The following is a 14,544-nucleotide window of genomic DNA, read 5'->3' on the forward strand; positions in this document are numbered from 1 at the left end:
TGTGTCGCGCCGCTGCGGGTTGCCCCCGCGACGCACGTCCCCCGACGCAATACTAGCAAGCGCTCCGATTACGGCAACAATGGTTCGGCCGCCCTGCGATACCGCATGGCTCCCGCACGCCAGGGTGGTGGCGGAATTTACCCGGCCTTAACCATGTCGTGCGCGCGGCAGCAGAATTCGCAACGCGCCGGGGGCGACCGCCACCCGGATCGGCGTCTCGGCGACGACCTCGCCATCCACAGAAACGGGTCGCGGCCGGTCGGTCGCGATCGTGGCGGCGCGGGTCCGCAGCGTCACGACGTCGCCCGGCGCCGGCGGCGCCCCGCGCAGCGCCCGCCACCAGGTCCGCGGCAGGGCGCCACGGGCCGGCCCCCGGATCACCCGGATCAGGAGATCGCCGGTCTCGACGCCCGCCTCAGGCGCGACCAGGACACCGCCCTGCCAGCCGCCATTGGCGACCCGGACGTCGAGCGCCTCGACTACGGTGGTACCGCCGTCGTGCATGACGGTGCAGCGGAACGGACGGTGGCGCGTCAGCCGGGTGGCGGCGACGAACAGGTAGGCGATGCGGCCGGCCCACCGCTTCGCCAGGTGAGCCGATCCGCGCGCAATGTCGGCCGGCAGACCGATCGCGACTGCGTTGGCGAACCAGCGCTCGTCGAGCCGGCCGAGATCGATGTCGGTCGGGATTCCGTCGCGCAGCACCTCGACGGCGCGCTCCAGCTCCAGCGGCAGCCCCACCGCTTTGGCGAAGCTGTTGGCGGTGCCGAGCGGCAGCAGGCCGAGCACCGGTCGGGCCCGTCCGTCGGACGCCGCGAACGCGCCGACCATCGTGCTGATCGTGCCGTCGCCGCCGCCGACCACGACGAGATGATCGGTCTGCGCCGCGGCCGCCGCGGCGAGGCCGCCGAGCCGCGCCGGATCCGAGACTGCGTGCGCCGCCGTGATCAGGAACCCGTGCTCGCCGAGCAGCCGCTGCACCGCATCGAACTGACGCTGTCCGCGCCGCGAGCGCGCGTTCACGATCAGCACGACCCGGCGCGGGACGCGCGGCATTTCCGCCGCATGTGATTCGACTTCGGCGTGCTGGACGGCCGTCGCGTCGGTCATGGATCGTCACCGCATGTTCATCGACGTGAGATGCCGGAACGCAATGCGCGAGAAGGTGTTGCGTTCCGTCGTCGGTGATCCGTGGGGTCCCGCCACGAGGCGCGGCCAGGCCGGCAGGGTCGACACGGTCGCCGAATTGGTCGACAAGGGGAGCAGACGGGCGACGGGGCGCCCACGCGACGGAGATCGACCCGCGACGACGGCGCGGTTGGAATCGGCGAAGGAGGGATTGGCGTGACGGACGAGGCACCGACGAAGCTGAAGTCGTCACCCGCCTGGTTGCGCAGCCCGACATTGCGCTACGTCGCGCTCGGCGTCGCCGCCGCCGCCGTCATGGTGATCGCGCTGGCGCCGCTCGGCTCCGCCATGGTCGAAGGCTGGTCGCGCCGCGATGTCGAGCTGCGCTCGCGTCTCGTCTTCCGCTCCATTCGTGATCAGGTCGCGGCGGGCCTCGTCGCGCCGCCGGGCTTCGACCTCGCGCCGTTCTTCGAGCGCCTGTCGGAGGACGAGCGGATTCTCGGGCTCGGCTTCTGCACCGAGGCCGGTACGTTGCGCTACGCGACCAAGCAGTGGCCGAAGGCGATCTCCTGCGCCAGCCTGAAGCGCGACCGTACCGACTCGTTCGCCACCGTGACGGACCAGGGACGCCGCATCCATGTGAGCGTCTTCCCGATCGCGGCCGGGCCGGTGACGGGCCATCTCCTGCTGCTGCACGATCTCGCTTTCGCCGACGAGCGCGCTCGCGATGCGCGCTTCTACACGATGCTCTCGGTGATCGGCGTCGCCGCCGGGCTCGGCCTCTTGGCACTCGCCATGGTGCTGGCGCTGCAGCGCAGCTGGGTCCGCTCGGTCCGCACCATGGTCGCCGACATGCGCACCGGCGGCGTGCTCGACGCCGCGCCTTCCGGCGACTCGCCGCTCGGACGCGAGCTGCACGGCCTGCTGGAGGAGCTGCGGGTCGAGCGCACCTATGCGGAGGGCATCCATGTCGAGTGGTCGCCCAAGACGCTGCATCGCCTCTTGATGGAGGAGCTGCCGGGGGCCGAGGTGCTGGTCGTCTCCAACCGCGAGCCCTACATCCACAACCGCGTCGACGGCGCCATCGCGCTGCAGCGACCGGCGAGCGGTCTCGTCTCGGCGCTGGAGCCGGTGATGCGCGCCTGCGGCGGCACCTGGATCGCCCACGGCAGCGGCTCGGCCGACCGCGACACCGTCGATCGGAACGACCGCGTGCCGGTGCCGCCCGGCGACCCGACCTACATGCTGCGCCGCGTCTGGCTCTCCGACGAGGAGCAGGACGGCTATTACTACGGCCTCGCCAACGAGGGCCTCTGGCCGCTCTGCCACATCTCCTTCGTGCGCCCGATCTTTCGCGAGGAGGACTGGCGCCGGTACAAGGCCGTCAACGAACGCTTCGCCGACGCCGTCGTGCAGGAGGCCGATCGCGACGACCCGATCGTGCTGGTGCAGGACTATCACTTCGCCCTGCTGCCCCGGATGATCCGCGCGCGGCTGCCGCGCGCCACCGTGATCACGTTCTGGCACATCCCGTGGCCGAACGCCGAGACCTTCTCGATCTGCCCGTGGCGCGAGGAGATCATCGACGGGCTCCTCGGCAGCACCATCCTCGGCTTCCACACGCGCTTCCACTGCAACAACTTCCTGGAAGCGGCGGACCGCTTCATGGAGAGCCGCATCGACCGCGAGCACGCCTCGGTGACGCTCGGCGGCCACGAGACCATGGTGCGGGCCTATCCGATCTCGATCGAGTGGCCGCCCTCCGCGCTCGAAGGTCAGGCACCGGTCGCCGACTGCCGTGCCGCCGTGATCGACCGCTTCGGCCTGCCGCCGGACGCTCACATCGCGGTCGGGGTCGAGCGCTTCGACTACACCAAGGGCCTGCTCGACCGCATCCACGCGGTCGACGATCTGCTCGGGACCCATCCGGAATGGCGCGGGCGGTTCGTCTATCTGCAGGCGGCGTCGCCGACCCGCAGCAAGCTCGGCGCCTACAGCGCGCTGCAGGCCGAGACCGTGCGGCTCGCCGAGCAGGTGAACGCGCGGCACGGGAGCGACGATTACACGCCGGTCGTGCTGTCGATCCGCCACCACGAGCCGACCGAGGTGTTCGAGATCTTCCGCGCCGCCGATCTGTGCATCGTGTCGAGCCTGCACGACGGCATGAATCTGGTCGCCAAGGAGTTCGTCGCGGCGCGCGACGACGAGCAGGGCGTGCTGGTGCTGTCCAGCTTCGCCGGCGCCTCGCGCGAGCTGTCCGAGGCGCTGATCGTCAATCCCTACGACACCCGCAGCATGGCGTCCGCCATCGATGCGGCCCTGCGCATGTCGACGGCCGAGCAACGCGAGCGCATGCATCTGATGCGCGACATGGTGCGCCAGCGCAACGTCTACCGTTGGGCCGCCCAGATGCTGCTCGACGCCGCCCGCCTGCGCAAGCGCGCCCGCATCCTGGCCGGCGCGGCGTGATCACGTCGCGCCCTCGCGACGGCAAGGACCTGTGCTGATTCCGCCACGCCCGGACGGAAAACGCACGGCGCGGTGCCGTTCACGCCCCACGCCCGAACGGTCCGGCCGTGCTGCCGCATCCATCTGAAATCAAAGACGGAATCCTCGTGATCTACGCGCCTGGTGCAACAAGTCGGTGCCGGGCTTTTCTGGAATCTCTCTAAATCATTGCTATTGCAGGAGAAAATGGCGTTCCGCTAAAGCCCGTCAAGGGTGGGGCGCGGGGCTCCGCCGAACCGGGCGGTTCTGACGGGGCATTCGTCTTGGCGTGGGACATCCAGACGCTGTTTCGGCGGCACGCGGACGGCATCCGGCGCTCGCTGATGCGGCGCGGGCTGCCCCGCGAGACGGCAGCCGACATCACCCAGGACACGTTCCTGCGCGTTCTCGCCGCGCTGCCGGCCGACGGCACCGAGAACCACAATCCCAAGGCCTATCTCTATCAGGTCTCGCGCAATCTCGGGCTCAACCATCTGCGTCGCGAGCGCCTCGCCGGCTTGGTCGATCTGCCCGACGCGGTCGTCGCCGAGATCTCCGATCCGGCCCCGACGCCGGAGACGATCGCCTGCGACCGCGCCCAGCTCGCCCGCGTCGCCGCGGCGCTCGACGCGCTGCCGGAGCGCACCCGCCGCGCCTTCGAGCTGCACCGCATCGGCGGGCTCACCATCGCCGAGGTGGCGCGCGAGATCGGGCTCTCCACCACCCGCACCTGGGCGCTGGTGCACGAAGCCTATCGCCACCTCGTCCTCGCCACCGGCGGCTTGTGAGCTCGATCGGCAGGGAGAAAATTCCGCGCGTTCCGGTGTATCAGGTGAGGGCGGGGCGTCGACCGACGGCCGCCTCGTCCCGGACCCGATCATGCCCGAGCCGCCGCCCGACAGCCGCCTCCTCGACGAGGCGATCGACTTGATGATCCGCCTGCAGAACGACGCCGACAACCCGGTGGCGCTGGAGATGGTGCGGGCGTGGCGGGCGCGCAGCCCCGAGCACGAGCGCGTCTGGACGCTGGTGTCGGGCGCGCACGGGGCGAGCGGCACGGTGCTGACAAGGCGTCGGAAGGCGGCGCGGCGCGGCCCGACGCGGCGCAAGCTGCTGCTGGCCGGTGCGGTGGCGATCGGCGGCGGGCTGGCCGGCTGGTCGGTGCTGCCCGATCTGGTGATGCGGCGCCGGGCCGATCACGTCACCGCCAAGGGCGAGCTGCGCCGCGTGCCGTTGCCGGACGGCAGCGTCGCGACGATCGGCCCCGACAGTGCGGTCGCGCTCGACGACCGGCCGCTGTCGCGCGGCGTGGTGCTCCTGCAGGGCATGGCCTATTTCGAGGTGGCGCCGGACCCGCGTCGGCCGTTCACGGTGACGGCCGGCGGCGTCACGGCGACGGCGCTCGGCACCGCCTTCGACGTCGCCGACGATGCGGGGGTGGTCGCCGTCTCGGTGCGTGAGGGCGTGGTCGAGGCGCGCGCCGCCGCGCCGGGCCTCGCGGCCGGCGCGCAGTTGCGGGCCGGCGACTGGATCGCCGTCGATCCCGCCGCCCAGGCGGTCGATCGCGGCCGGCGCGACGCCGACCAGATCGCCGCCTGGCGCGACGATCGTCTCGTCGCCGAGCGCGCCACCGTGAGAGCGCTCGTCGAGCGCATCGCCCGCTGGATTCCCGGACGGGTGATCCTGGCGGATCCCTTCATCGGCACGCAGCGCGTGAGCGGTCTGTTCGACCTCGCCGATCCGGTGGCGGCGCTCGCCGCCGTCGTTCACCCCGCAGGTGCCAGGGTGCGGCAGATCGGCCCGTATCTCACGGTCGTGTCGCCGATCTGATTATTTTTCGGCCCGGACGAGAAAATTCCGCGGCCCCGATTGTAACAGCCTCGGGAGCCGCGTCGCGGTGCCGGCCGTGGGCTGCTCCTTCATGCGAGCGAGGGGGCAGGGGCATGCGGGCAGACGTGAAGCAGGCGCGGGTTCGATCGGTCGTTCGCGGGAGCAGGTCCCGCATCGCGGCGTTGCTGATCACGGTCGCGCCGTTCTGCGCGACGACCCTGGCCGAACCGGTGCGGGCTCAGGTGGCGGCCGAGCAGGAGTTCGCGATTCCGGCGGGCCGGCTCGACGGCGCGCTCGCCGCATTCGGCCGGCAGTCCGGCCTGCAGGTCACCGCGCTCGCCGCCGTCACGGCCGGCAAGGTGTCGCCCGGCTTCGCCGGCCGCGCGACGCCCGACCAGGCGCTCGAGCACCTGCTCGCCGGCACCGGCCTCGTGCATTCCTTCCCGGCCCCTCGGACCGCGTCGGTCGCGCTGCCGCTCGGTCCCGGCGGCGCCTACGCGGCCGCCGGCGACGTCGCGCTCGAGCCGATCACGGTGGAAGGGCAGGGCGGAACACCCGGCGTCGACGGCTATGTCGCGACCAAGAGCGAGGTCGGCACCAAGACCGACACGCCGATCATCGAGGTGCCGCAGACCGTCAACGTCGTCACCCGGCAGGAGATGGACGACCGCGGCGTCGTCGACTTCAATTCCGCCGTCGCCTACACGCCCGGCATCGTCGTCACCGACTATCCGGGCGGTCAGGGCATGCCCGACATCTATCTGCGCGGCTTCCGTGCCACCCAGCAGGAATCGACCTATCGGGACGGCCTGCGCAACGGCTTCAACGCCTACGATACCGACGTCGAGATGTACGGCATCGAACGCATCGATGTCCTGAAAGGCCCGTCCTCGGTGCTGTACGGGCAGGGCACGCCGGGCGGCATCGTCCACATGACGTCGAAGCGCCCGACCCGGACGCCCTATAACGAGATCCAGGTGCAGGGCGGCAGCTTCGACCGCAAGCAGACCGCGGTGGACTTCTCGGGCCCGGTGCCGACCGATCCGACGCTGTTCTATCGTTTCACCGCGCTGTGGCGCGACAGCGGCACCCAGATCGATTACGCGCCCGACGATCGCATCTATGTCGCGCCGGCGCTGACCTGGGCGCCGAGCCAGTGGACCAGCCTGACGGTGCTGACGAGCTATCAGAAGTCGAAGAAGGGCGGCTCCGAGCAGAGCCTGCCGATGGACAACACCATCTTCGACAAGGGTCCGAAGATCCCGTCGAGCCTGTTCCTCGGCGTGCCCGGCATGACGCTGTGGAAGACCGAGAACGCTTCGGTCGGTTACGAGTTCAAGCACGCCTTCGACAACATCTGGAGGTTCACCCAGAACTTCCGCTACACGCATGCGAAGGTCGACTACGTCTCGGGCTGGATCTGGGACTGGCCACCCGCGCTGGTCAACAACCGCTACGCCAATATCGGCGTGCAGGTGCGGCCGAAGGACTCCGACGCCGTGCTGGTCGACAACACCATGAAGGGCGAATTCGCCACCGGGCCGTTCGTCCACAAGGTGCTGTTCGGTATCGACTACAACTATTATCGTTATCACGAGACGCGCACCAACTCGACCAACTTCGTCACCATCGACATCTTCAATCCGGTCTACGACGCCTCCGGCCTGACGCTCGGAACGCCCTGGGTGAACGAGTCGCAGGCGTTTCATCAGCTCGGCTTCTACGCCCAGGACCAGATCAAGCTCGATCGCTGGATCGTCTCGCTCGGCGGTCGCCACGACGCCGTGAACAGCGAGACGCTCAATCGCCTCTCCGACACCACGACCAAGACGGAGGCCAGCGCCTTCACGGGCCGCGCCGGGCTCGGCTATCTGTTCGACAACGGCGTCGCGCCCTATGTGAGCTATTCGACCTCGTTCAACCCGGTGGTCGGCACCGATTTCTACGGCAGCCCGTTCAAGCCGACGACGGGCGAGCAATACGAGGCCGGCGTCAAGTATCAGCCGGTCGGCATCAACGGCATGATCACGGCCTCGGTGTTCCAGATCACCCAGCAGAACGTGACGACGGCCGACCCGAACCATCTGTTCTATTCGGTCCAGGACGGCGAGGTGCGCTCGCGCGGCTTCGAGCTGGAGGGCAAGATCGAGCCGTTGAAGGGCTTCAACGTCGTCGCCGGCTACTCCTACACGGACGCGCGCGTCACCAAGGACAATCCCGAGACGGTCGGCGGCTTCAGCAAGGTCGGCCTGCGCCAGGCCGCGGTGCCGTATCACAAAGCGTCGCTGTGGCTCGACTACCGGTTCCAGGAGCCGGCCCTGCAGGGCGTCAAGGTCGGCGCCGGCGTGCGCTACATCGGCGCCTCGATGGCACCGGTGGACACGGCGACCCGCACCCAGGTCGAGGTGCCCGGCTACACGCTGCTCGACGCCTCGGTGTCCTGGGATCTCGGCGCCCGCTTCGCCGAGCTGAAGGGCGTGACGGCGTCGATCACCGGCACCAACCTCACCGACGAGACCTATTTCACGCCGGGCTTCTACTCGAACACGGTCTTCTACGGCAATCGCCGCAGCGTGATCGGCACCTTGAGCTACAAGTGGTGAGGGGTCGCGCCCTGCGACACCGCCCCTCTCCGTCATCCTGAGGTGCCCGGCGAAGCCGGGCCTCGAAGGATACGGCCACGACGCGGCCGTCGCCCTTCGAGGCCGCGCTGCGCGCGGCACCTCAGGGTGACGGATCGAGTCAGGAGTACCGCCGCTACGCCGCCGCCGCGCTGCTCGCCGGGTCGCGCCGCGCGCTCATCGTCAGGAGATCGTAGCGCGCGACCGTCTCGCCGTCCTGATTGAACACCTCGACGTCCCAGCGCACCTCGCCGTATTCGGGCTTTCGGGCGGGCCGCTTCTCCTTGACGGTGAGCCGCACCTTGATGGCGTCGCCGGGCGACACCGGCTTCAGGAAGCGCAGATTGTCGAGGCCGTAGTTCGCCAGCAACGGACCGGGCGCCGGATCGACGAACAGACCCGCCGCGAACGACAGAATCAGATAGCCGTGGGCGACGCGGCCGGGGAAGAACGGGTTCGCCTTGGCGGCGGCCTCGTCCATGTGGGCATAGAAGGCGTCGCCCGTGAAGTCGGCGAAGTGCTCGATGTCGGCGATCGTGATTCTTCGCGAATCCGTCTCGACGGAATCGCCGATCGTCAGCGCGTCGTAATCACGCCGGAATGGATGCACCTCGGCCACCGGCGCCGGCGCGCCCTTCAGCCAGCGCCGCGTCAGCGCCGCGAGGCGGGCCGGAGAGCCCTGCAAGGCGGTGCGCTGCATGTAGTGGAAGACCCCGCGAAGACCGCCCATCTCCTCGCCGCCGCCGGCGCGCCCCGGTCCGCCGTGCACGAGGCCGGGCAAGGGCGAGCCGTGGCCGGTCGATTCCTTGGCGCAGTCGCGGTCGACGATCAGCACGCGGCCGTGGAACGGCGCGAGCCCGAACACCAGCGCATCGGCGACCTGATCGTCGTGTGTGAACACCGAGGCGACCAGGCTGCCCTCGCCCTTGGCGACGATCGCCACCGCGTCGTCGAGCGTGTCGTAGGGCATCACGGTCGCGACCGGCCCGAACGGCTCGATGGTGTGGACCCGCCGTGCCGCGAGCGGATCCGCACAGGCGAGCAGCACCGGCGCCATGAAGGCCCCGGTCGCCATGTCGCCGCCGATCGGCGCCGCGACGAGCGGATCGCCGGCGATGATCTCGGCCTCGGCGATCAGGTCGGCGACCGCCTCCCGCACCGCGGCGCGCTGGGACAGCGAGGCGAGCGGCCCCATACGCACCTCCTCGCGCCGCGGGTCGCCGACCGTGATCTTGTCCAGCTGCGCCTTGATCGCCTCGGTGACCGGCGCGGCGAGCGCACGCGGCACCAATACGCGGCGGATCGCCGTGCACTTCTGCCCGGCCTTCACGGTCATCTCGCGGACGACCTCCTTCACGAACAGGTCGAGCTCCGGCGTGCCCGGCACGGCGTCCGGCCCGAGCACGGCGGCGTTGAGCGAATCCCGCTCGGCGATGAAGCGCACCGCGTTGCGGCCGATCACCGGATGGTTGCGCAGGCGATCCGAGGTGTCGGCCGAGCCCGTGAAGGAGACGACGTCCTGGCCGCCGAGATGGTCGAGCAGGTCGCCGGCGGAGCCGCAGACGAGCTGCAGCGCGCCCTTCGGCAGCAGGTTCGCCTCGACGATCAGCCGCACCACGGCCTCGGCCACATAGGCGGTCGCGGTCGCCGGCTTGGTGATCACCGGCATGCCGGCCAGGATCGCCGGCGCGAGCTTCTCCAGCATGCCCCAGCACGGGAAGTTGAAGGCGTTGATGTGCACGGCGACGCCGTTCAGCGGCGTCAGCACGTGCAGACCCACGAACGTCCCGCCGCGGGACAGCGCCTCGGTGTCGCCCTCGATCACGAAGCGCTCGGCCGGAAGCTCGCGGCGCCCGCGCGACGCATAGGCGAACAGCGTGCCGATGCCGCCGTCGATGTCGAAGAAGTTGTCGCGCTTGGTCGCGCCGGTGTCGGCCGAGAGCGCGTAGAGCTGCTCCTTGCGCTCCGACAGAAACGTCGCCAGCGCCTTGAGCCGATCGGCCCGCTCGTGAAAGGTCAGCGCCCGCAGCGCCGGCCCGCCGACCGTGCGCGCATGCCGCACCGCGGCGGAAAAATCGACGCCGTCGCTCGAGGCATAGGCCACGACGCGGCCGTCGATCGCGCTCCTGATCTCGGCGAGGCCGTGCGTGGGCGTCACCCAGCGGTCCTGAACGAAGCTCTGCAGGGTCGCCGGTGTCGTCGCGAGAGTCGGTGCGGGTGTCGGTGCGGCTGTCGTTGCGGTCATGGCGGGCGTCCTCCTGCCGGGCTGCGGCGTTGTCTCGTTCGGGACGCTCCGGTACGCCCTTGCGGAACGTTGACACCGGCGCCCCGTGCGCTATCTTGGCTCGAAAGATTAACCGATCGATCGGTTAATTCAAGGGCCGCCAGAGCCCGACAAGGGAGACTCTCGTGGAGCCTTCGGTTCTCGTCGATCGACGCGACGGATGGGTGCGGCTCGTGCTCAACCGGCCCGACCGTCTGAACTCCTTCAACGAGGAGATGCACAAGCGTCTCGCCGCCGCGTTCGACGCGGCGGGCGCCGACGAGGCGTGCCGCGCCGTGCTGCTCACCGGTGCCGGCCGCGGCTTCTGCGCCGGCCAGGATCTCTCCGATCGTGTCGGCCCGGCGGATCTCGGCGCCACCATCGACGCCTTCTACAATCCGCTGGTGCGGCGCATCCGCGCGCTGAACAAGCCCGTCGTCTGCGCCGTCAACGGCGTCGCGGCCGGTGCCGGCGCCAATATCGCGCTCGCCTGCGACATCGTGCTCGCGGCGCGTTCGGCGAAGTTCATCCAGGCGTTTTCCAAGATCGGTCTGGTGCCGGACTCCGGCGGCACCTTCTTCCTGCCGCGGCTGATCGGCGAGGCCCGCGCCCGCGCGCTGGCGATGCTCGCCGAGCCGCTGCCGGCCGAGAAGGCCGAAGCCTGGGGCCTGATCTGGAAAGTCTTCGAGGACGACGCGCTCGCGGCAGAAGCCGAAAAGCTCGTCGCGCATCTCGCCACCCAGCCGACCGTCGGGCTCGCGCTCACCAAGCAGGCCTTCGCGGCCTCGGCGACCAACGATCTCGACGCGCAGCTCGACCTCGAGCGCGACCTGCAGCGCAAGGCCGGCAGCACGCCCGACTATGCCGAAGGCGTGCGTGCCTTCCTCGACAAGCGCACGCCGAACTTCACCGGGAGGTCGTCGTGACCGCCGCCGTGGTTCCCGTGACCCGCACCGCCGAGGAGACGGCGCGGCGCGCCGCCGACACCATGTGGGCCGGCGACGCGGCCTGCCAGAATCTCGGCATCGAGATTCTCGCCGTCGGGCCGGGCACGGCGACGCTCGCGATGAGCGTGAGGGATACGATGGTGAACGGCCACGACACGGCGCATGGCGGCTACATCTTCGCGCTCGCCGACACGGCGTTCGCGTACGCCTGCAACTCTTATGGCCTCGTCACCGTCGCGGCCCAATGCAGCATCACGTTCATCCGCCCGGGGCGGCGCGGTGGCCGGCTCATCGCCGAAGCGCGCGAGGTGTCGCGCGCCGGCCGCAACGGCATCTACGACGTGCGCGTCTCGTCCGACGGCGTCGTGATCGCCGAGTTCCGCGGCCATTCTCGCACCATCGGCGGATCGTTCATCGACGGCGGCGAGGCGGCGGCCGAGGCGCCCTCGGCCTGAGAGGACCCGAGAGGCCCCGATCACGCCGAGCCGCGCCGCGTCGTGATCGGACGACGACATGTCAACAAACAAACACCAGTGGAGGAACGATGACCATGGCTCCCCCGGTTGCCGCTTTCGGCCGCACCATCGTCGACGGCCTCGACGCCGCCGAGCGCGCCTCGCGCGACGCCATCCAGTCGCTGCAGCGCGAGCGCCTCGCCTGGTCGCTCCGCCACGCCTACGAGAACGTGCCGTTCTATCGCAGGAAGTTCGAGGAGGCCGGCCTCCACCCGTCGGATTTCCGCGATCTGTCCGATCTCGCCAAGTTTCCCTTCACGATGAAGACGGACCTGCGCGACAACTATCCGTTCGGTCTGTTCGCCGTGCCGCGTGAAAAGCTCGCGCGCATTCACGGGTCGTCCGGCACGACGGGAAAGCCGATCGTGGTCGGCTACACCCAGGCCGACGTCGACATGTGGGCCGATGTGATGGCGCGCTCGATCCGCGCCGCCGGCGTGCGCCCCGGCATGATGGTGCACGTCGCCTACGGCTACGGCCTGTTCACGGGTGGCCTCGGCGCGCATTACGGCGCCGAGCGGCTCGGCTGCACCGTCATCCCGATGTCGGGCGGCATGACCGAGCGGCAGGTGCAGCTGATCCACGATTTTCAGCCCGACGCCATCATGGTGACGCCGAGCTACATGCTGACGATCCTGGACGGCTTCGCCAAGGCCGGTCTCGATCCGCGCGCCTCGTCGTTGAAGTTCGGCATCTTCGGCGCCGAGCCCTGGACCAACGCGATGCGCGAGGAGATCGAGAAGGCGTTCGGGCTCGACGCGACCGACATCTACGGGCTGTCCGAGGTGATCGGCCCCGGCGTCGCCCAGGAGTGCGTGGAGACCAAGGACGGCCTCCACATCTGGGAGGATCACTTCTATCCGGAGATCATCGATCCCGTCACGGGCGAGGTGCTGCCGGACGGCGAGAAGGGCGAGCTGGTGTTCACGTCGCTCACCAAGGAGGCGTTCCCGATCGTCCGCTACCGGACCCGCGACCTGACGCGGCTGATGCCCGGCACGGCGCGGCCCGGCATGCGCCGCATGGAAAAGGTGACGGGCCGCTCCGACGACATGATCAACCTGCGCGGCGTCAACGTCTTCCCGACCCAGATCGAGGAGATCCTGCTCGCCACCGACTTCTGCTCCGGCCACTATCAGATCGAGCTGACCCGCGAAGGTCGGCTCGACGAGATGACGGTGCATGCCGAGGTGCGCGAGGACCGCGCCGAGGCGGTCGATCGCGCGGCGCACGAGAAGGAGCTGGTGCGCCACATCAAGAACCTGATCGGCGTGACGACGCGCCTGGTGCTGCATCCGCCCGGCGGCGTCGAGCGCACCGTGGTCGGCAAGGCCAAGCGCATCGTCGACAACCGCCCGAAGGGGTGAGGCGGCTGGCGTCCTCAGTCGCGGCACCCCCCTCCCTGTCCCTCCTCCACAAGGGGGGAGGGAACGCTGGAGCCGCACCTCCTGCGATCGAGTGGGTGACAATCTCTTCAGTCGGGGCGAGCCTTTTTGGAATGCGTGCCGCAGCGGCATCGCCGCATGCCGCAGCCTGCTCCCTCCCCCCTTGTGGGGGAGGGGTGGGGAGGGGGGTGCCGCAGACGCTGCGTGACTTGGGACCTGACTTCCAAGAGTCGGTCTGCATCACACCTGATCGTAGTCGATCACCACGGTGGCCGAGGTCGGGCGCGCCTGGCAGGTGAGGACGTAGCCGGCCTTCAGCTCCCACGGCTCCAACGCGTAGTTCACCGCCATCTCGACCGTGCCCTCCACCACCTTGGCCCGGCAGGTCGAGCACATGCCGCCCTTGCAGGCGAAGGGAAGATCGAGGCCGGCGCGCAGCGCCGCGTCGACGATCGCCTCCCCTGCGGCCACCGGCACCTCGCGGCGCTTGCCGTCGACGATCAGCGACGCCATGTGGGCGGGCGGCGCGTCCGGCGCGACCGGCACGGGCGGCCGCGGATGGCCACCGAGCGCCGAGACGAAGCGCTCGACATGGATGCGATCCTCCGGGATCCCGAGCCCGTGCAGGGTCGGAACCAGCTCCTCGATCATCGCGGTCGGGCCGCACACGAAGGCATGGTCGATCACGGCGGCCGGCACCACGCTGCCGAGCAGGCGCCGCACCTTGTCGCCGTCGAGCCTTCCGTTGAGGATGTCGAGGTCCTGCTCCTCCTGGCTCAGCACGTGGAACAGCGACAGCCGGCCGAGATAGCGGTCCTTCAGCTCCTCGAGCTCTTCCAGGAACAGCATGCCGGCGGTCGAGCGGTTGCCGTAGAACAGGAAGAAGCGGCTGTCGGGCTCGCGCGCCAGCACGCCGCGCAGAATCGAGATCACCGGCGTGATGCCGGAGCCCGCCGCGAAGGCGACGTGCACGCGGCCATTTCCCGGAACATGCGACAGGCCGAAGCGGCCGGTCGGCGTCATCACGTCGAGCGTGTCGCCGGGCTTCAGGCTGTCGGCGATCCAGGCGGAGAAGACGCCGTTCGGCACCCGTTTCACCGCGACCCGCAGCTCGCCGTCGTCGGGTCCGGCGCAGATCGAGTAGGAGCGCCGCACCTCCTCGCCGTCGATCGTGGTGCGCAGTGTCAGATACTGACCGGGCTCGAACCGATAGTCGGCGACGAGATGCGCCGGCACCGCGAAGGCGACCGACACGGCGTCCGGCGTCTCCCGCCGCACCTCGGCGACGGTCAGCGCATGGAAGCGGGGGACGACTCCGACTGCGGTCCGAGAATTGTCTCCGGCGCAGCTGCCCCCCACCCCCGACCC

The 14,544-nt window shown here is 69.9% G+C and carries 10 protein-coding genes; 7 read left to right on the plus strand and 3 right to left on the minus strand.

Features of this window, described 5'->3' with window-relative positions; all coding sequences use genetic code 11:
* Positions 1–147: 147 nt before the first annotated feature.
* The gene (locus CCR97_RS14285) at positions 148–1,110 is read right to left on the minus strand and encodes a diacylglycerol/lipid kinase family protein (protein ID WP_111356393.1); all 963 of its coding nucleotides are present in this window, start codon (positions 1,108–1,110) and stop codon (positions 148–150) included.
* A 333-nt stretch (positions 1,111–1,443) separates the two neighbouring features.
* On the opposite strand from CCR97_RS14285, the gene CCR97_RS14290 reads away from it, so the two are divergent.
* From CCR97_RS14290 to CCR97_RS14305, 4 genes are all read left to right on the plus strand, one after another.
* Entirely contained in the window at positions 1,444–3,597 is a 2,154-nt protein-coding gene (locus tag CCR97_RS14290; RefSeq protein ID WP_111356398.1) for an alpha,alpha-trehalose-phosphate synthase (UDP-forming), read from the plus strand.
* 302 nt (positions 3,598–3,899) lie between these two features.
* Positions 3,900–4,403: an RNA polymerase sigma factor gene (locus tag CCR97_RS14295; protein ID WP_111356391.1), complete on the plus strand. Its 504-nt coding sequence runs from the start codon at positions 3,900–3,902 to the stop codon at positions 4,401–4,403.
* A gap of 91 nt (positions 4,404–4,494) precedes the next feature.
* The gene (locus CCR97_RS14300) at positions 4,495–5,445 is read left to right on the plus strand and encodes a FecR family protein (protein ID WP_111356390.1); all 951 of its coding nucleotides are present in this window, start codon (positions 4,495–4,497) and stop codon (positions 5,443–5,445) included.
* Positions 5,446–5,558: 113 nt separating this feature from the next.
* Complete coding sequence (locus CCR97_RS14305; protein ID WP_146618689.1) at positions 5,559–8,048, plus strand: TonB-dependent siderophore receptor; 2,490 nt, start codon at positions 5,559–5,561, stop codon at positions 8,046–8,048.
* 154 nt (positions 8,049–8,202) lie between these two features.
* Here the strand turns inward: CCR97_RS14305 and paaZ are convergent, their stop codons facing one another.
* Entirely contained in the window at positions 8,203–10,311 is a 2,109-nt protein-coding gene (paaZ, locus tag CCR97_RS14310; protein WP_111356388.1) for a phenylacetic acid degradation bifunctional protein PaaZ, read from the minus strand.
* Positions 10,312–10,475: 164 nt separating this feature from the next.
* Here paaZ and paaG point away from each other — a divergent pair, with 164 nt between their 5' ends.
* The 3 genes from paaG (at position 10,476) to paaK (ending at position 13,158) form a co-directional block, all read left to right on the plus strand.
* Complete coding sequence (paaG, locus tag CCR97_RS14315; protein ID WP_111356387.1) at positions 10,476–11,255, plus strand: 2-(1,2-epoxy-1,2-dihydrophenyl)acetyl-CoA isomerase PaaG; 780 nt, start codon at positions 10,476–10,478, stop codon at positions 11,253–11,255.
* A gap of 62 nt (positions 11,256–11,317) precedes the next feature.
* Entirely contained in the window at positions 11,318–11,731 is a 414-nt protein-coding gene (gene paaI / locus CCR97_RS14320) for a hydroxyphenylacetyl-CoA thioesterase PaaI (protein WP_111356397.1), read from the plus strand.
* A 95-nt stretch (positions 11,732–11,826) separates the two neighbouring features.
* On the plus strand, positions 11,827–13,158 hold the full coding sequence (gene paaK, locus CCR97_RS14325; RefSeq protein WP_111356396.1) for a phenylacetate--CoA ligase PaaK: 1,332 nt from the start codon (positions 11,827–11,829) through the stop codon (positions 13,156–13,158).
* A gap of 258 nt (positions 13,159–13,416) precedes the next feature.
* Here the strand turns inward: paaK and paaE are convergent, their stop codons facing one another.
* The gene (paaE, locus tag CCR97_RS14330; protein ID WP_201159587.1) at positions 13,417–14,535 is read right to left on the minus strand and encodes a 1,2-phenylacetyl-CoA epoxidase subunit PaaE; all 1,119 of its coding nucleotides are present in this window, start codon (positions 14,533–14,535) and stop codon (positions 13,417–13,419) included.
* Between the last annotated feature and the right edge of the window lie 9 nt (positions 14,536–14,544).

The sequence above is a fragment of the Rhodoplanes elegans genome, from assembly GCF_016653355.1.
GTDB classification, from domain to species: domain Bacteria; phylum Pseudomonadota; class Alphaproteobacteria; order Rhizobiales; family Xanthobacteraceae; genus Rhodoplanes; species Rhodoplanes elegans.